Raw genomic sequence first — 17,803 nt, 5'->3', positions numbered from 1 at the left:
AGGCTGTTTGTTTATATAAACTGGGGCTCACCTTGGTGCTGCTTGTGATCCCAAAGATTTGATAAGGCGTACTTTGGCCAAAAAGCCGAAGTTTGGACGATACAGGAGACAAATCACTATGAAATTAGCCGTCAATTTCTCAAATCCATTGGTCAATCTGATTAAAACCAAAGAGATCCAGGTGGACCTTATCAAATGCCCTGATTGGGAAGGGATGCTCGAAGAAGCGCTACCCTACGGGCCGGTCACCATCCACTTTAGCCTGGATGCTGGCCTGGGCAATACCCTCACAGCGGATTTTGAGCGAATTGATAAATTCATTGCCGAAACGGACACTCCCCATGTGAACACCCACCTGGTGACCCCCCGTAGTTGCACGCCTGAGGATCCCACCGAACTACAAAGGGTTAACGACATATGGCATGAGGAAATTAACAGTATGGTGGCGCATTTCGGCCCGGATCGAGTCGTTCTGGAACACTACCCTTTCACCATGGCAACCCCCTATATCGCCCCTGCCGTGGACCCTGTGGCTTTCTCCGAGGTGATCGCCGATACCAACTGCCAGTTCCTGCTGGATTTGGCCCACGCCCGCATCACAGCGGATACCCTCGGGATGGATGTCAAGGAATATATCCGCCAATTGCCCGTTGACCGCCTGACGGAAATGCACATTACCGGAATCCGCCCCTTTGGCGGCGTCCTCACCGATCACTTCGGAATGGAAGATGGCGCCTGGGAAATTCTGGAATGGGCGCTGAATGAAATCCGGTCAGGGCAGTGGAAAAAGCCCCGCATCGTTGCATTTGAATACGGCGGCGTGGGAGATGTATTTGTCTGGCGGACAGACAAGAACACCATCAAGGAACAAGTCCCCCGCCTTTACGATTTGGTGCACCAGAACAGCTAAAAATCCTGAACCCTTTACATTCAATTTGCCAAATTGATGGCTGAATCCGCGATTTTTTGATCCACATAGTTTTGCAGACAAAATAATTGCAAATCTGCAATTATTTTAGGTTGGTCAAAAGCTATCGTTTGTTAATCCTTAAAAATGTCAAAAATCTTAAATATTGAATTCACCTAAAAAACCTTCTTTACTTTCCACCCTTTTTAATATTATAATAAATTACTGCAATTCATAAGGATAGCGGTTTCCCTCATCACTCCAATTTATTCACGTAAATCTCAGATGCCAATCGCAATCCAAGGATTACATCATTTCCTTCAATTGAAACCATCACTGTCTCATTAAAGGGCAGCAATTCCATCACCTCAAATTGCGCACCGGGAACCACTCCTTTTGACTCAAGGAAAGTCAAGACGTCATAGTCTTCTTCGAGACTTTCCTGAATCCGCCTGACAACCGCCGTCTCACCTGGGTCCAAACTGGAAAGCGGCACCCAGTTTTCAGCTTCATCTTCAAATCCAGGCAATGGGTTGCCATGCGGACAAAATCGGGGATCTTCCAGTTCCGCCTGGAGTCGTTCTGCAACTTCAGGAGATAGCGTATGCTCAATTTGATGCGCTTCACGATGGATCTCCGACAGAGGCAATTTCAACATCCTGGAAAGCATCCACTCTGTGAGCATGTGACGGCGAATCACATTCATTGCCGCTGATCGTCCAGAAGGTGTTAGTTGGATTTCCTTATGGTCATCTAGGATCACCCAGCCATCTCGCTGCATCCTTTTGAGCGTGGCCGCAACCGTAGGTGCAGAAACGTCCAATGACTGGGCCAAACGAGCAGAGATCACTCGGTCACCATTGCGGTCCAGGGTGTAGATCACACCCAGATAATCTTCAATTGTTGGGCTGGGACGTTCGTTGGTCATCTTTTGATCGCTTGAACTGGGAACAACTGACATCATTTTATCATTCTTAAGAAGTTCGTCAATCTGTTTAAATTTAATTACTGGTAGAATTGAGGCTTATCGAAAATGTTGGAAGGATATTCAAAAATATAGATTTATAAGGTAGAATTAGTTTACTAATTTAGAAAAGGAATAAAAAATGGCTACTCTCGGTCAAAAACTACGTGAACTTAGACATCAACGAGGCTTCAAACTCAATGAAGTTGCTGAAGGTGCAGACCTTTCCATCTCTTTCATTTCTCTGATTGAACGCGATAAAGCATCAATCTCCGTCGAAAACCTTCAAAAATTGGCAAACTTCTATAACGTCCGGCTCTTCCAGATTTTCCAGGACATTGAAGAAGAAGATGCCTTCGTCGTTCGGAAGAGTCAGATGGAGCAATTAGGCGAATACAGCAACCCCGCCCTGCCCTTCCTCTATCTGCTCTCACCGGAAGAGAATCTCTCCTTCAAATCCATTCTGGTCTATATCCCGCCGGCGGCTTACCATGAAAGCGTCCAGATCCAGAAAGGTGAGGCTTTCCTGTTGGTCAAAGAAGGCACCCTCAAAGTGGACCTGCCTAACAAAAAGCCGCTCCTTCTGCATGAAGGTGACAGCGCTCATCTGACCAGTTTCAAAGGCACGATCCTTTCCAGTGCCAATGACAATAAAGCTGTCAAGCTGCTCGTGGTCGCATCTGCCACCGTCCAACATCTGGACCTGCAGGGTGATCTCCTCTCCTATCAAGTCGTAGAGTAGATCAAGATTGCCCTAAAAAATTCACACACATTTTTGAGGCGCTTCACGCGTCTTATATCTAAGCGCACAAGAAGCCTGACGAATACTCATCAGGCTTTTTTATTTTAGTGTTGACAAACCTACGATTATATTGTATTATTTAGATACAATTTATCCATAATACTTTTTATGGATTGTAACCGGTAACATACAACTCTTCTTACAACCTCCAATATTTTTCTCTCTCAAGGAAAACCGCTCAAAAAATTGGGCGGTTTTTTCATTCATCAATCAGACTCCCCCAAAGGCAAAGCAGCCATAGATCAAATATAACCTGCCATTTTGATTTTTACTGGCCTACATCGTATAATTTCCGACATGAAACTTCTGCTACGCTTCGCTAAAAAATATACCTGGGCTTTGATCATCACGGTCATCGCAAGCCTGGCCCTCGTCGGTGCACAACTGCTCATTCCCTGGCTAGTCCGCAACCTGGTCAGCCTCGTTACAGACCAATCCCTCAGCACTGAAACCATGCAAACCGTCACCCGGCTTGCGCTGATCGCTCTGATCGCTTATGTCGGCCGCGGGTTCATGCAATTTCTACGCTCATACATGGCTCATATCGCCGGCTGGGGCTGTGTCTCTGATGCCCGCAGATTTGTGTATGAACACCTGCAGAAACTTTCTCTCCGCTTCTACGAAGACAAACAAACCGGCCAATTGATGTCGCGAGTGGTCAATGACACCGACCTCTTTGAGCGGATGATCTCTCATGCCATTCCAGATGTATTAGTCAACATCATCACCTTCATCGGGATCACCACCATCCTGGCAAGTCTCAACTGGCAGCTGACCCTCTATAGCATGGCACCCATTCCCCTGGTCATCCTGGCTTTGGTAGGCTTTGCCAAAGTTGTTCGGCCTGCCTTCCGCAGGCGGCAGGCCAAGATTGGCGAACTGAACGCTGTCCTTAACGACAGCTTTGCCGGAATCCGTGAGATCAAAGCATTCAACCGGGAAAGTGAACAATTGGAACGGGTTGACCAGGGCATTCAGAATTACCGGGTGTCCCTGCTGACAGCCCTCAAGCTGATGGCTGTCTTCCAACCCTTCATAGATTTCTCCACCTCCATTGGCCAATTGGTCGCGATCTTCTTTGGCGGCCGGATGGCCTTAATGGGCACCCTATCCGTGCCGGACCTGGTTGCTTTCTTCCTCTATCTGGAGATGTTCTACCAACCCATCCGTGCCCTGGGCACGTCCTGGGAACAGGTTCAGGAATCGCTGGCAGGCTTCGATCGGATTTCAGATCTACTTGATGAACAACCGGAAGTCAAAAGCTCCCGCCAATCCATTGCTCTGTCCGAACCGGTCAAAGGGACTATTCAACTTGAGAATGTCAGTTTCAGCTACATCGAAGGCGAACCTGTTCTTGAAAATATCAACCTGGAAATCCCAGCCTCCAATGTCGTGGCTTTGGTCGGTCCGACCGGCGTAGGCAAATCCACCCTCGTAAGCCTGATCCCAAGGTTCTATGATATAAACTCCGGTGCGATCAAACTGGATGGCGTAGATATTCAAAGCCTGGATATCAATCAACTCCGCAACAAGATCAGCATCGTCCTGCAGGATGTTTTCCTGTTCCACGGCACCGTTCGTGAGAACATCCTTTTTGGCAACCCCACTGCCAAGGATGATGATGTCATCCATGCAGCGCAGGTGGCAAACGCCCACGATTTCATCATGGACTTACCCAATGGTTATGACACCCTCATTGGTGAACGCGGCGTGAAGCTTTCCGGCGGTCAGCGCCAACGCATTTCCATCGCCCGGGCCATCCTAAAAGATTCCCCCATTCTGATCCTGGATGAAGCAACTTCCTCTGTGGATACCGAGACTGAACTCCTGATCCAACAGGCCCTCGAACGCTTGATGGCAGGTCGGACAACCATCATCATCGCTCATCGGCTTTCAACTGTGCGCAATGCAGATAAAATTGTAGTTTTGGAGGGAACGCAAATCATCGAGCAGGGATCACACGATGACCTGATTGCAAGGAACGGTCTCTATCACCGCCTGTATACCGTTCAGGAAAATCTATAATCCTAATTTGTGATCAATAAGTGAAAATTAACAAACCTTTTTGGTCTTGAATGGGATAATTGTATTATCGCGGGTTTCGATCGTAATAAATTCAATATTCCCCTGAGTCAGGGCTGTCATCCTGTCCTTAAACCGGTCAACATGTTCATTTGGCAGCCGAACGGATATGGTCACATCCGCCGCAAAATTCTTCTCAATGCAAAATCCATCAAAGTTGGCAATCACAATTTGGACACGTTCAAAAAGGGAATAGGGAACCACAAAAAGCAACGTGGTTGTGGCAAGTTTCTTTGCCCGAGGTAATTCCTCCAACACCTTACGCATGCTATCACTATAAGCACGCACCAGGCCGCCTGTGCCAAGTTTGGTGCCTCCGAAATAGCGGGTGATCACCACGGCAATATCCCCCAAGCCACTTCCCCGCAGAACAGCCAAAGCCGGCTTCCCAGCCGTCCCGGAAGGCTCACCATCATCTGAGCAATGTTCAATCACAGATGCCCCATGACCGATCAGGAATACCGGTACGTGGTGGGTGGCGTCTGGAAATTTCTCACTGACGTGGTGGATGAACTCCTGAGCCTGATCCACTGTAAACGCAGGTGCAGCATTCGCGATGAACCGGGAATTCATCTCAATAAATTCAGTTTGGATTCTTCTCGCAGGAACAATGCGAAAATCGGGCATAAACCATCCTATGATGACAAACTCAACGCATTAAACGCACTCATTTTACCCCAATAGGACAGGATGCAAACACCCAAATTGAATAGGACTTCTTTATTTGATTATTAGGTTTATTAAAATGCTAATATATCAAGAATAAATTTAACTGCCCCCCACCAGAAGGTAGACCAGCTGCACCCTCCACGGGTGTCAATAGGGATTAAATAAGCTCCCCCCCCCCCCAGAGACCTTCGGACCTGGCCTTAGAACCTGTACTTTCCACGGGTGTTGAAAGGGATAAAATTACCCCCTGCGAGGGCTTTCCCCCACAAGGACCTTCGGCCCTGGTCTCAGCACCTGCACCCTCCACGGGTGTTGAAAGGGTGTAAAGGATAAAAAAACAACTCTTCATGATGAAGAGTTGTTTGCATGCCCCCACAGGGATTCGAACCCTGGTCTTAGCCTTGAAAGGGCTACGTCCTGGTCCCCTAGACGATGGGGGCATTTTTAAAGCGAATGCAATTCTACCATTCAATGTTGTACTGGTCAAGAAAAATCAGGGTAGCAAATCTTCAGTTAATCTGATCAGATCGCCGCCATCCAACCCGACATAGAAATCACGTATGGTGCCCGGAATGACCTCAATAACATAAAATCGGTCATTGTTTGAATCAGGCACATCAAACTTCGTCCACTCATAGGGCCCTTCAGGACTGGTTGGCAAGCCATAGAATAATCCATTGATGGTCGCAGCCCAGATCATAGCCGAATTGGTCGGGTCAACAATGATGTCTCGGATATCAGCATCCAGCCCAAGATCAACCCATACATCACCAATACTTCTATCCCTTCTAAACATGCCGTCATAGGTTCCAGCCAGATAGATTCCATCACCCTGCAAAGCCAGAGCGTAAACATCAGCACCTTCAGGAAGCCCCTCTTTGAAATCCTCCCAGTTGATTCGATCACGGGATATCTTGACTCCATTATTCATTATTCCCACAAGGTATTTCTCTGGTCGGCTTGGATCCACCAACGAGTCCAGAACATCCGGGTATATCAAGTTGGATTTTATCCAGACTACCCCGCTATCATTGCTGTAAGACACACCTCCCGGAACCTTTCCGGCAAACATCTTATTACTATCGCTAGGGTCAAAACCAATCGTAGAGACATAAATCATCGTATCACGATCCGTAGAAATATCACCCATTGCATCCATTAAGTCCTGAAAATCAACAGGATCCATCCACTCATAATCACCTTGATCGATTCCACCATCTGACCTTTGCGCCTCTGAGACAACAACTTCTGAATCGGCGCTTCTGATCCCAGTATTGCCAGAGTACCAGTTAATGCCAAGATCTGTAGTGTAATGGAGACCGCCATATCTGTCACCAACATATACAATGTCAAAAGTATCAGGCTTTATAGTTATGTCCATAATCCATTCAAGATCAAGATTATTATGGAGTGATATCCAGGATACTCCGCCATTGGTTGACCTGAAAATTCCGCGGTTGCCTGCTGAGACAAATTGAATATCAGGATTTGAGGGATCTACCATCACAGCTTTTATAATATTTACTCGGATACCTTTATAGCTGGGCAGGAAAAGTTCGCCACCATTATCGCTCTTATTCAATCCAAAATGCTGCAAGCCCGTATAAAGATTTTGCGTTCGACCATTTTCAGCAGCTGGACCGTTGAGATCTAAGGCAAGATCAAAAACAAATCGCTTTTCATTTGCGATGAGGCTGCATGTTGAGGTAGCCGATGGATTCGTACAGAAGAACACACCCGAGGAAGTTGTTAAATATACATTGCCAGGCTCATAGGGATCGTATTGAATTTCATAAACGTAGAGGCCCATTGCATGACTCGGGCTATTATTCACCCAAGAATATCCGCCATTTGTAGAATATGCAAATCCATACCCGTCCCAAATACCTGCGTAGATCGTTCCATTCACTGGGTTAACTTGGATACCGCGTATATCCTGATGAACCAGTCCAGTGCTGGCTTTGATCCAAGTCTCACCTCCATTGGTCGTTTTATAAACCCCAGTTCGATGATTTGCCGTGTAAAGAGTGTTCGGATTATTGGGATCAATGGCCAGATCATAAATATAATCTTCCTCATTAAACCCATTATCAGTGTTGGTGACTTCTCTCCAGTTATAGCCCCCATCGGTGGATTTCCAGACCCCGCCGGGATAAATGTTCCCAGTAGGTAAAATGATCGTTTCTTGCCTCACAGCCGCATATACCGTACCCGAACGTGTAGGGTCACTAAGGGGAACGGAGCTATCGAAATCTATTGAATAAACCACACTGTACCCATCAAAACCAACTACTGGTGACCAGGTATTACCGCCATCAAATGATTGATCAATCCCATGCTCATACACACTTGCCAGGATGTGATTCGGGTTCAATGGATCAATAGAGATCTCATAAATGTAGGGAGACCGCAATCCCTCAGTGATATGATTCCAGGTCGCACCGGCATCGAAACTCTTATAAATTGCATTCCCCCAGGTTCCAGCATAGATAATATTTGAATCATACGGATCAACAATCACATTTTCAACCGTCCCGCCATCCAAACCATAGGCATAATCAGGATCCGGACCCGCTGTAAAAAAAGGAATGTAGTTCACCGGTGTTGGAGATTGGCCAACTACTTGATTGATTGGATAAAACAGAGTTGTTGAAATGATTACAGCTAATAAAACGAATAGGAAGAATCGGATTTGTCGTGTCATTTATTCCACCATATATAGGTAATTGAGTATTCAGGCGTTGTCGATAACAGGCTTAACCACATCAGGGGTATCATTCCCGGGAGAATTAACTGCCCTGGAGACTTCAAAGCCCTTCATCGCTTCTGGAGGATAGGGCGTTAATAATGCCATTAGTTTCTTGCGGTCCAATTCAGGGTTCAACCACTGCCAGCGCGCCTCTGCATCCAGCATCACCGGCATACGGTTATGAACCTGTCCAACGAGTTCATTCGGCTCACAGGTCAGGATCGAGCAGGTATGCAATTCACCGCCCACAGGAGACTGCCAGTGTTCATAGAGTCCGGCAAAGGTAAACGGACCATCATCTTTCATTTTGAATAAATATGGCGTTTTTGTATTGCCTTGGGCTTCCTTTTTCCATTCATAGAAGCCATCGGCCAGCAAAAGACAACGTCGATACTTAAATGCCGCCCTAAAAGCCGGTTTCTCAGCCACCGTTTCGGATCGGGCATTGATCAAACGCGCACCAATCTTAATTTCCTTTGACCAGAAAGGAACCAAGCCCCACTGATAAAGTTCAACGCCTCTGGTTTCAGGATCTTTCACAATCGGAACGGGCTGTGTGGGGGCAATGTTAAAACGAGGCTGAACGATATGCACAAAGGGACCTAAATCAAGAAGTTCCTGCAATTCACCTGGTTCCAGCGTTAATGTAAAACGACCGCACATTGCTTTATCCCTTAAATAGAAAATCTGTGCAATATCTCATGCACAGATTCTATCACAACAGACTATCAGAAGGACGAATTATCCCACAAACAAGGAAATCAGCAGCCAACTGCCTAAGGCAATGAAGACAAAAGCCATCAGGAACTTGACCAGTGCGGCTCGTTCCTGCAAGAATTTCGTCAGGTCCTTGGAAGTGGTTCCAAAATAAACCAGTACAAAGATCACGACCAGCGGCAAGATGAAGAGCAGATTGTAAATCACCAGATAAAGTATGGCCTGAAGCCGCAATTCCGGAATACTGCTGACAAAAATGATCGTCGGCAGGTAGACCTGACCAGTGCAGGCCAATTCCAGCAGTGAGACCAGCAAACCGGCAACGAATGCGCCGATGATGTAATTCTGAGCGCTTCGACCCTTACGAATGGTGGCATTGATCCGTTTGCGTAAGGGTTCCGGGAGTTTCAACATCATGTCTTCGGTGCCGCCCGCTTTAGCCTTGCGATAATCAATGAAACTCAGGACGGCCAAAACCAGGCAGAACACACCCGTTAGGCCGTACACCACTTTGGAGATGATATCCAGTGTGCCGCCCACCAGGTCCAGAATCTGATATAGGCCCAAACCGACAGCGAAATAGGCAATAAAAACACCCACCGTGAACGAACCACCGACCAGCAAGACTTCCTTCCCCTTTCGGCCGCTCAATGTCAGGTAAGACACAAAGAAAATCAAAGTGGCAAAGGCACAAGGATTGATCCCATCGATCAGTCCCGCCGCAACCACAGTCAACCATCCCATATTCTTGAACTGGTCAACAACGGATTGCTGACCCTGGCTGGCGTTGTAATCCAACCAATAGGCCTCTGTGCCGCCATCCTTATATTCATCCAAAATCGGGATAATGGATTCGGGCAATATCTCATCGCCCACTAACACATAATCACCTATAAATAACGCAGGGGTCTGGAAATCACCAGAAAAACCAACTTGTTCCGTCATCCAGGCGGCCAGGTCAGCGCTGTCATAAATATTGAATTCGATGACCATCAATTGTGGATATTGGGATTTGAGGTAATTCAGGTCCGCTTCAACCCGGCTGCACACATCGCACCCGGTCTGGTAGAAATAGACGACGTAAATCGGCGTGACAACCTCGCAGCCTTCATTCTCATCACAGGTCTCATCACCGGTGCCGTTATTCACGGGCTCCACGCTGATCAGAATGGATGGATCAACACCTTCAATATCCGGGAAAGTGATGCCCCCCGCAGCAATACCGTCACTGACAATTCCAGGGAAATTATCGTTAATCTCAGACTCACCGATCAGGATTTGATCACCAACCACGAGGGTTGGGATACTGCGGCTGGCAGCAGGAACCTCAAAATGGGCTTCTACCGCTATCAGGGCTTCATAATATTCTGGTGTGCCTATTTCCAGCAAACGCACTTCCAACTGGTCGCCCCATTTCGTTTCCAGGGGATAGACCACTTCCTCCAAAGCCGTATGGCAATGGGGGCAGTCGTTAGCATAGAAATAATAGGCATGGACCGCATCTTCGGCATAGGCTTCAGTGGCAACCGATACGGCCGGACCAGCCGGTGTGGCAAATTGGGCAGGTTCGGAAGATAATCCTGTAAATCCCGCCTGAGCTGATATGGTTGTGAATGCAGCAACAAGGCTTAATATCACTGCAAGGGTAAAGGCTAATGTTCGTTTCATAGTAGGTATCATTTTCGTGATATTTTTTTCAATATATTATTCTATCAAGTTCTTGAAAAAATGTTAGGGCATATCCTACTTCGCCCAGATCAATTGATAAAGTAGTGCGCTCTAAAGGTGATCGACCGTAACTGGACTGTTACTCATCCAAAAACCCTAAAATAAGAATCAAAGAAACTTTCTGGATCAACTTGCAGGGCAACCTCATGCGGTTTTTCCGCGGCTCCCGGATCGAATAGGGTCTCACCCAACAATCCGGCTGCTACATCGCTATTAACGGTCACCAGCCCCCTTGTGAACCGGCAGACATCCGGATCGAAGATTGAGACCGCTGCCAGAGGATCATGAAAGATCATGTATTCCTGTTCTCGAAACCACACTTCCGCAAAATCAACGACGGGCGCAAAGACAGGGTGGGTAAACCGAGTTTTGACCTCCAGGGCGGACATCCTCACCTGGCGGGTGACATCCAGGCCAATCGAGCGATGGCTCTTCACCGGTGCGTTATAGACCATCTCGGTGGCGTGCGGGTCCAGCAGGGCATTCCATTCGGCTTTCCAGGGGTTATCGGGCATATCCGTAAACACGCCGCACATCATCACCAACTGCTCCAAGGCATCGATGGTTTCAGGAAAAAGTGCGAACAACAAGGCAATATTGGTCAGCGGCCCAATCGTCAGCAGCGTCACCTCTCCCGGATGTGCCAGAATCTGTTCCGCCAGGAAATCCACCGCCTTCCGAGTGGGAAACTTAGATTTGTGCGGCCAGTCATCCAATTTAAGGGCTTGCTGCGCCACAGGTTGGCGATTTGGCACAAGTAACGGCTCCGCCACGCCAGGGTAAATAGGCACCTCCCGCCCTGCTGCTTGACAGATAGCATCCACCATCTCGGCCCGCAACTGGCTTTGGCCTGAGACGGTCGTCACGCCCAAAATGTCCGCTTCCGGCTGCATCAGAAGATAGGCCAATGCAACGGCATCATCAATATCCGAACCAATATCAGTGTCCAGCAAGATCTTCTTGGTCATAGTGTTACCTCGTCCCTAATCATAATTCAAAATGCAGGGTAAAGAATTAATTTCCTTTTCAATCTTGTAGAGATAAAACATTTGTTCTATAATGGAGCTATGGATACGCTTGAAAAGATTAAATCCTTTTCCATTAATATGCCCTTTGAGGCTGCGGAAGATGTGCAATTCTGTCAGAACGCCATCAAATATGGTCAGGAGATTGAGCACCTCAAAGAGCGTTTCCCGGTCACCCAGGCTTGCCTTCCCAATGGGCAAACCATCCCCCTGCTGAAGACCATGCAGACTTCAGTCTGCGAAAACAACTGTAATTATTGCGTTTTCCGCTCTGGTAGGGATATGCCTCGTGCGGCCCTCACTCCGGATGAGATGGCCAAGGCGGTTGTCAAGCTTTCCGATGCCGGGATTGCCAAAGGTGTCTTCCTCAGCTCGGGAATCGTCCACGGCGGCGTCCGAACCCAGGATCGGATCATCGCAACCGCTGAAGTCCTGCGTAACCGCTATCACTACCCTTACTATATTCACCTGAAGATCATGCCAGGGGCGGAAAAGGACCAGATCTTCCGTGCAATGCAGTTGGCGGATCGAGTTTCGATCAACCTGGAAGGTCCCAATGAGACCAGCCTCAACCGGCTGGCACCCCGCAAGGTCTTCCTTGAACAATTGATCACACCTCTGCGGGTCATCGAACAAATCCGCCGGGCCAACCCCTCCCATCTGGCCTGGAAAGGTACCTGGCCGACCAGCTGCACTCAATTTGTGGTCGGTGCCGTCGGCGAGACCGATCTGGACCTGCTGCAAACCACGGATAAACTGCGAACCCAATTCAAGATCGCCCGGGCCTACTTCTCAAAATTCAGCCCAGTACTGGATACGCCCTTTGAGAATCTCCCTCCAGCGAACCTGCGACGTTCAAATCGGCTCTACCAGGCCTTCTACCTCCTCCGAGATTACCAATTCAATCTGGAAGATATTGAATTCTCCGCCACCGGTCACCTAGACCTCCTCAAGGACCCCAAGCTGATTTGGGCGGAACATCACCTGCAGCACCAGCCCATTGAACTGAATTCTGCAGACTATGACCAACTGATCAAAATACCCGGGATCGGCCCTCAAATTGCCCAAAAGATCATCTTGAGCCGCCGCTATGGTAAGATTCGGGATATCAGCGACCTCCGAAAACTTGGGGTCTCTACCAAACGTGCCGACCGATTTATCCTGTTGGATGGCCGTCAACCCGCTTACCAACCTACTTTATTTAATGTTCACTGAAAAACGAAAAATCAGTCACTTTATATCCGAACCCATTTCCATCCATTTTGACACCCCGCCCCTTCATCCCAAAAGCCCGCCCTGCCCAAACAGTTTCACCTGGCAGAACCGGGAATTCAGGGTGATCAGGTGTCTTGCTGAATGGCATGATTTCAGCCGTCGCGGCCGGATGGCACGCAATATGCAGCCACAACATGCCACCTCTGCTTCTAAACATGGTTCCTGGGGGGTCGGCAGGTTTTATTTCGATGTCGAAACGGAAGACCACCACGCCTACCGGATGTATTACGACCGGGCACCCAAAGACGCCACTGACCGCTATGGGGGCTGGACCCTCCTGGCGGAACTCATGCAACCTGAAAACTAAAGGACTATTATGGCCCTTCGAAAAATCACAATACTATTTCTCGCAATAATCTTGATCAGTGGTTTGGTTTATTCTCTTCCGGGCCCGAGCCCTCACACTGCCACCGCGCAAGAGGTTGATAAAACCTACCTGCCATTTTTTACAAGTTCGCTTGGTCCGCTCTATTCAACCAGCTATTACATGATCACGATTGAACCGGAGTTCACTTATGCTCTGGGCTGTGAACTGGGCACCCGTGACCAGAATGAACCCAATGCCCAGGACAGCGTGGTCGTGCTGGATTTCGGCTATCCACTTTACACGCCTGACAATGGTTATGGCGCTGACCTTTTCAGCCTCGGTCCTGTTGGGCTTTCCGAAATCCGGATCGCTGCTGAGAATTTCGCAAGGGGCTATTACGCCTGCACCGGCTCAGATAACGAATCTAATCTGGTATTGGGTGTGGGGACAAATAACAAACCCAACTCGCTGGACACCGCCGAGAAAATGGCCGCGCATGGTGCTGTCTGGGCCAGAATGGTCAATACCCTCAACCAAACCCTGTTTGACAATAATATGCTCCAACAGGTCCAGGCGTATGGTGCCAGCGATATCGAATTAGGTTGGAATTCGCCCACCAACTCTATCGCCTGGCTCACAGGATATGGCAGTGTAGCTGAAGCGCCGATGCTTTATTATGGTGACGCTGCCGGCTGCCCCTTTGATGCTCTGCCAAACCTGGAGTGCGGCACATCCACCTTCCCGGAATGGACCCTTGAAAATGTCTGGTATGTCTCGTGGGGGTTTGAGCCTTCCCTACCACTCCCGCTCATTTACCTGACCAGTGGCGTACATGCCCAGCAGTGGGCTACCCTCAGCCAATATGCCTATGACACCCACGGCGCGCGCATGGACATCACCGGCGTTTTCACCCAAATGCAAGCCTGTGAACAATGGGAATGCAGTGGCATGGACAACACCCCAGCGGAAGCTTATTCACAGCTCTATAAGGAACTCAACGAAAGCCCTGACACCGCTCAAAGTCTGGACTGGGCCACGGACATCCGCTGGATTTTACGAGAAGAAGCTTACTCGGAATTCTATAGCGCCGGCACAGAAACCATCAGCGATCTCCCAGCTTCGATGGCCTCACGGTTGGTTGACCTGACGAATAGCCTCCAATCCCCCTCAATAAATTCAGAAGCCGAAACGCTGATCACCACCAAGCTGGGCTTGCTGAACGGCCTTGCTGAGAAAATAGCGCTTTCAGGGGCCAACCCAGCGCCAAAGGACACAATCCACCTATCCAATCCGCAAGGCTTTACTGATCCCAATTTCATAGAAGGGATCATTCAAGGTGGCGAGATGGCCGGGCTGCCTTATGGCTCAGAACTGACCACGGTCTGGCAAGCCCGAACGGATGCGGGTTACCTTCAAATTGGTGCCGGTTCGTCAGCGGATTACCCCGGCCAGGGTGTGGTCTATTTTCAGGAGATCTCACAGGAAAAGGCCATTGTCCAATCCATCCTTGTGACCACCAATGCGCCTACCGGCAGCCTTACGATTATTGAGGCTGGCCCTGATGGATTACTGCTTCAAGCAGAAAATGGCACCCAATTCAACTTCGCCTTCGCAACCCACCAATTGGAGCAACTCAATTAAGCCCAGCATCTATATAACCGGAAATAAGAAACCACCAGAGCCATTATTTATACTCTGGTGGTTTTGATTTTGATTACTTATGAGAGTGGATTTTATTGGATTTATTCAGTTTCAAAGTACCGCCTTAGCCAGAATTTCTCTTTGATAACGACGAAGACAACAAACGCCGCCATTAGTGAAAAGCTAATCCAGCGACCCGAATTGAGCACCCAGTAGGGCAAGACTGCACCGGTGATATTGCCAAATGCATGAAACAAACCGGCAATGAGGACACTGCCTTTCGATTTGAGATGCAGGAATGTGAACATAAATGTCAAGAGGATAATTTGGAGGATATATTGCCAGATAGGAATGGCATACTGCGTGGTCGTACTGATTAAATGAAGCGGTAAGTGCCAGACTCCCCAAATCACGCCCAGGAGCAGGCTGGCAACCAGCGGGCTGTATTTTTCCAACAATTTTGGCAAGGCATACCCTCGCCAGCCATATTCTTCTGGTACCGCCCCCACCAGCCAAATCAAAAGCCCAATTGGTACGATCATCGCAGGCGATAAACCGTATTCCCAGGGCATCTCTATCTTGAAAAACATCATGATCGCCAGGGTCAGCAGGCCAAAAATGGGCATCAGGAAAATGGCAACAAATAGCCAAACCTTTGGACCGTTACTCTTCCACCCACTTTTCCATAAGGCTTTAACCCCTTCTCTGCCATTTTCACGCCGAACCAAGATAAAGGCCATAATGGATGGTGCAAAAGCCGCCAGATAACCCAGGGTCGTTGAAAGCCACCCTGGAATCTCAATTGCACCAAATTCTGCCAACACCCTCGGCAAATTGAGCCCCCACATCCAGGCAAATGCCATTAGAAAGAACGAAAGTAGTTTTCTGCTTCCTTTCACCATCTGGTTTTCTCCTTAGAGGTCCGCTAGCCGGATAACAAATGTAAAAAACAGTAAAGAAATGGGGATGTTTGTAACACACCCTTATTACATTATTATATATAAATTTTTAGAGTTGATAGAGGATTAAACAATTTCCACTTTGACCAATTCAATCTCGCAATTGATAAAAGCCACAAGCAGGTCATCCTTACGCGAGTCATCCAGTCCCTGGATCACCCAGCGCAGTGTAAACGACCCATCCGAGAAAGTGTTGTTCACCGTCCGCAGGATATTTCCCCCAAAGTTTGAGACCAGACCCGCCAAATAAGCCAACACACCAGGTTTATTGGTGTTGCCCGGGCCAACAATGTTGATCGTCGTCCAGCCAAGCACTTCACGAGAGATCCCTGCTTCATCCAGTGCATCATTGACTTCTGAGAGACGGATCGCGCCGCCGCCCAGGGCAGAATAGAGGTCATCCAGGCTGGCAGCCGAAACGGAGCTCAATAGGTTTTCCAGCTTTACCCGCTCCTGCACCTGCACATCCTCCAGATCCACAATGCCGCGTTCAACCAGCAAAGGCCGCAGTTGTTCACGTCCTTCTTCAGCAGTCTGTTTCAGCGCGACGGTAATCAACACGGAACGCAGTTGACGTGCAGTAGACAAATTACAAAAATCCAGCCACTCCTCAGAAGGCACCATCCGCTGGCCGTCAGTAATCACCTCCACAACGTCACCGGGGTTGATCGGGTCACTCAATTCACGTGGCTCTCCGTTGACCTCCACCCGGCCGATCTTATCCAGCAGGAAATCCTGAATAGCCGCCACAGCATCCAGAACAGTGGAGCCATCCGGAAGGAAGCGAGTCCCACCGGTTGGCGTGAAGATCTGGATCGGCTTATATTGGTTGATCTCTTTGCCGTGCTGCAGGGCATAGATCACACCCCAGAGGTTTTCCCCTTCCATCTCCTCGGTTGCAATTGCCACTTCAATGGCACCCATATCCGGCAGCCAGGCGGTCACCTGCAGCGCCCGATAGCCGTGCTGGGGATTGGCAATATAGTCATCAAATCGGTTTTGATCCAAATTGCGATTAAAAAACCGGTTCACTCTGGAAAGCAACCGGTAACAGGCTTCAACGCTTGAATCTTCGACCAGCATTCGGAAACTAACAATATCATTCACAGCTGAGAAATCATCCAGTGAAGTCCGACGGTCGCGGGCCATTCGACGAAGTTTCTGCCAGGCCTGCCAATAGCCATTGACAATAATCCGCACTGTACCATTGATCCCCTCAGCATCCATCAGGGCGCTAAGGTGCTCAAGCATATCATTGATGAACCCTATTTCCAACCGGGGATCCTGGTCAATCTGGCTGGTGACAAACTGGTAGATATCCGGCTCCGCATAAGGGAAAGCCATATCCTCCAACCAGCGCCGCCAGCGATAGCAGTTGAGAATACCGGCCAGCTTGCCATAGGCCCGGATCGCCTCAGTGGCCTTCTGGCGCTGTTTCTCAGGGGTCATATATTCCAGTGTCATGATGTTATGGCTCTTGTCGGCCAATTTAATAAGAAAAACCCCCGGATCGCGGAACCGTGCGATCTTCCGGAGGGTTTCCAATTCTCTTGAACGTCCGCCTCGGGGATTGCTCATCTTAGTGACGCCATCAACCAGATAAGCCACATGCTTACCCAGCACCCCAGGAAATTCGCGCTGAATCTCTTCCAGCGTCTCCCCCTGGTCTTCCACGACATCATGTAAAAGTGAGCCAATCGTCCAGGCTTCATTCTGCACCAGGCGGTCCATAAATGAAGCAATCCACACACAGTGGGTCTCAAAATATGGCTCCCCGCTCAGCCGGACCTGGCCTTTATGCAATCTCTTCCCGAGGTCAAATGCTTTGGCGATGGCCGGTGTGCGCGGTCGAAATTCTCCCATATCGCTGAAATCATCAACAATTTTGGGGCGAATCTCTTTCACGAACTCCACATTCACCATAAAAGCGATCCTTAACTTAAGACTCAGATTAGAGTTGCCACAAGAAAGGGCTTTC

The 17,803-nt window shown here is 48.7% G+C and carries 14 protein-coding genes and 1 tRNA gene; 6 read left to right on the top strand and 9 right to left on the bottom strand.

All coding sequences use genetic code 11. The features are described from left to right. The first annotated feature begins 118 nt into the window (after window positions 1-118). Window positions 119-910, top strand: a complete 792-nt coding sequence (locus JR338_01620) for a DUF692 family protein (protein ID QRN83478.1) — start codon at window positions 119-121, stop codon at window positions 908-910. Between the two features lie 253 nt (window positions 911-1,163). Here JR338_01620 and JR338_01615 read toward each other — a convergent pair whose 3' ends face one another. Next, the gene (locus JR338_01615) at window positions 1,164-1,871 is read right to left on the bottom strand and encodes a metal-dependent transcriptional regulator (protein QRN83477.1); all 708 of its coding nucleotides are present in this window, start codon (window positions 1,869-1,871) and stop codon (window positions 1,164-1,166) included. A 142-nt stretch (window positions 1,872-2,013) separates the two neighbouring features. Here JR338_01615 and JR338_01610 point away from each other — a divergent pair, with 142 nt between their 5' ends. Together JR338_01610 and JR338_01605 are read left to right on the top strand one after the other, a co-directional pair. Next, a complete protein-coding gene (locus tag JR338_01610; GenBank protein ID QRN83476.1) occupies window positions 2,014-2,613 on the top strand; it encodes a helix-turn-helix domain-containing protein in 600 nt (199 codons plus the stop codon). 348 nt (window positions 2,614-2,961) lie between these two features. Beyond that, window positions 2,962-4,698 (top strand): ABC transporter ATP-binding protein, encoded by a 1,737-nt coding sequence (locus JR338_01605; protein QRN84329.1) that lies wholly within the window; start codon window positions 2,962-2,964, stop codon window positions 4,696-4,698. A gap of 27 nt (window positions 4,699-4,725) precedes the next feature. On the opposite strand, the gene JR338_01600 is transcribed toward JR338_01605, so the two are convergent. The 6 genes from JR338_01600 to JR338_01575 all read right to left on the bottom strand — a co-directional run bounded on the left by JR338_01600 (window position 4,726) and on the right by JR338_01575 (window position 11,586). Further along, window positions 4,726-5,382: a YigZ family protein gene (locus JR338_01600; GenBank protein QRN83475.1), complete on the bottom strand. Its 657-nt coding sequence runs from the start codon at window positions 5,380-5,382 to the stop codon at window positions 4,726-4,728. Window positions 5,383-5,791: 409 nt separating this feature from the next. Then, window positions 5,792-5,864, bottom strand: a tRNA-Glu gene (locus JR338_01595). A 53-nt stretch (window positions 5,865-5,917) separates the two neighbouring features. Then, window positions 5,918-8,128 carry a hypothetical protein gene (locus JR338_01590; GenBank protein ID QRN83474.1) on the bottom strand — a complete coding sequence of 737 codons (2,211 nt, stop codon included), beginning with the start codon at window positions 8,126-8,128 and terminating at the stop codon, window positions 5,918-5,920. 30 nt (window positions 8,129-8,158) lie between these two features. Further along, the gene (locus tag JR338_01585; protein ID QRN83473.1) at window positions 8,159-8,836 is read right to left on the bottom strand and encodes an SOS response-associated peptidase; all 678 of its coding nucleotides are present in this window, start codon (window positions 8,834-8,836) and stop codon (window positions 8,159-8,161) included. Between the two features lie 78 nt (window positions 8,837-8,914). After that, complete coding sequence (locus JR338_01580; protein QRN83472.1) at window positions 8,915-10,558, bottom strand: hypothetical protein; 1,644 nt, start codon at window positions 10,556-10,558, stop codon at window positions 8,915-8,917. Window positions 10,559-10,701: 143 nt separating this feature from the next. After that, window positions 10,702-11,586: a nucleoside hydrolase gene (locus JR338_01575; GenBank protein ID QRN83471.1), complete on the bottom strand. Its 885-nt coding sequence runs from the start codon at window positions 11,584-11,586 to the stop codon at window positions 10,702-10,704. A gap of 99 nt (window positions 11,587-11,685) precedes the next feature. Between JR338_01575 and JR338_01570 the strand changes: the two genes are divergently transcribed. From JR338_01570 to JR338_01560, 3 genes are all read left to right on the top strand, one after another. Continuing rightward, complete coding sequence (locus JR338_01570; GenBank protein ID QRN83470.1) at window positions 11,686-12,858, top strand: helix-hairpin-helix domain-containing protein; 1,173 nt, start codon at window positions 11,686-11,688, stop codon at window positions 12,856-12,858. After that, entirely contained in the window at window positions 12,848-13,225 is a 378-nt protein-coding gene (locus JR338_01565) for a hypothetical protein (protein QRN83469.1), read from the top strand. Before JR338_01570 ends, JR338_01565 begins: the two co-directional genes overlap by 11 nt. Before the next feature lie 180 nt (window positions 13,226-13,405). Then, the gene (locus JR338_01560) at window positions 13,406-14,866 is read left to right on the top strand and encodes a hypothetical protein (GenBank protein QRN83468.1); all 1,461 of its coding nucleotides are present in this window, start codon (window positions 13,406-13,408) and stop codon (window positions 14,864-14,866) included. Window positions 14,867-14,967: 101 nt separating this feature from the next. Here JR338_01560 and JR338_01555 read toward each other — a convergent pair whose 3' ends face one another. Then, window positions 14,968-15,768, bottom strand: coding sequence for a CPBP family intramembrane metalloprotease (locus JR338_01555; protein QRN83467.1), 801 nt, complete (start codon window positions 15,766-15,768; stop codon window positions 14,968-14,970). 123 nt (window positions 15,769-15,891) lie between these two features. Further along, the gene (locus tag JR338_01550) at window positions 15,892-17,748 is read right to left on the bottom strand and encodes a bifunctional (p)ppGpp synthetase/guanosine-3',5'-bis(diphosphate) 3'-pyrophosphohydrolase (GenBank protein ID QRN83466.1); all 1,857 of its coding nucleotides are present in this window, start codon (window positions 17,746-17,748) and stop codon (window positions 15,892-15,894) included. Between the last annotated feature and the right edge of the window lie 55 nt (window positions 17,749-17,803).

Source organism: Chloroflexota bacterium (assembly GCA_016887485.1).
Classification (GTDB): Bacteria; Chloroflexota; Anaerolineae; order Anaerolineales; family Anaerolineaceae; genus Brevifilum.
Note: the sequence above shows the minus strand (reverse complement) of the source record. Positions and strands in the feature narration are given on the sequence as shown.

Excerpts from the sequence above, each read along its gene's own strand:
- JR338_01620 (QRN83478.1), top strand. The coding sequence starts at position 119 with ATGAAATTAGCCGTCAATTTCTCAAATCCATTGGTCAATCTGATTAAA.
- JR338_01615 (QRN83477.1), bottom strand. The coding sequence starts at position 1,871 with ATGATGTCAGTTGTTCCCAGTTCAAGCGATCAAAAGATGACCAACGAA.
- JR338_01610 (QRN83476.1), top strand. The coding sequence starts at position 2,014 with ATGGCTACTCTCGGTCAAAAACTACGTGAACTTAGACATCAACGAGGC.
- JR338_01600 (QRN83475.1), bottom strand. The coding sequence starts at position 5,382 with ATGCCCGATTTTCGCATTGTTCCTGCGAGAAGAATCCAAACTGAATTT.
- JR338_01590 (QRN83474.1), bottom strand. The coding sequence starts at position 8,128 with ATGACACGACAAATCCGATTCTTCCTATTCGTTTTATTAGCTGTAATC.
- JR338_01585 (QRN83473.1), bottom strand. The coding sequence starts at position 8,836 with ATGTGCGGTCGTTTTACATTAACGCTGGAACCAGGTGAATTGCAGGAA.
- JR338_01580 (QRN83472.1), bottom strand. The coding sequence starts at position 10,558 with ATGAAACGAACATTAGCCTTTACCCTTGCAGTGATATTAAGCCTTGTT.
- JR338_01575 (QRN83471.1), bottom strand. The coding sequence starts at position 11,586 with ATGACCAAGAAGATCTTGCTGGACACTGATATTGGTTCGGATATTGAT.
- JR338_01570 (QRN83470.1), top strand. The coding sequence starts at position 11,686 with ATGGATACGCTTGAAAAGATTAAATCCTTTTCCATTAATATGCCCTTT.
- JR338_01565 (QRN83469.1), top strand. The coding sequence starts at position 12,848 with ATGTTCACTGAAAAACGAAAAATCAGTCACTTTATATCCGAACCCATT.
- JR338_01560 (QRN83468.1), top strand. The coding sequence starts at position 13,406 with ATGATCACGATTGAACCGGAGTTCACTTATGCTCTGGGCTGTGAACTG.
- JR338_01555 (QRN83467.1), bottom strand. The coding sequence starts at position 15,768 with ATGGTGAAAGGAAGCAGAAAACTACTTTCGTTCTTTCTAATGGCATTT.
- JR338_01550 (QRN83466.1), bottom strand. The coding sequence starts at position 17,748 with ATGGTGAATGTGGAGTTCGTGAAAGAGATTCGCCCCAAAATTGTTGAT.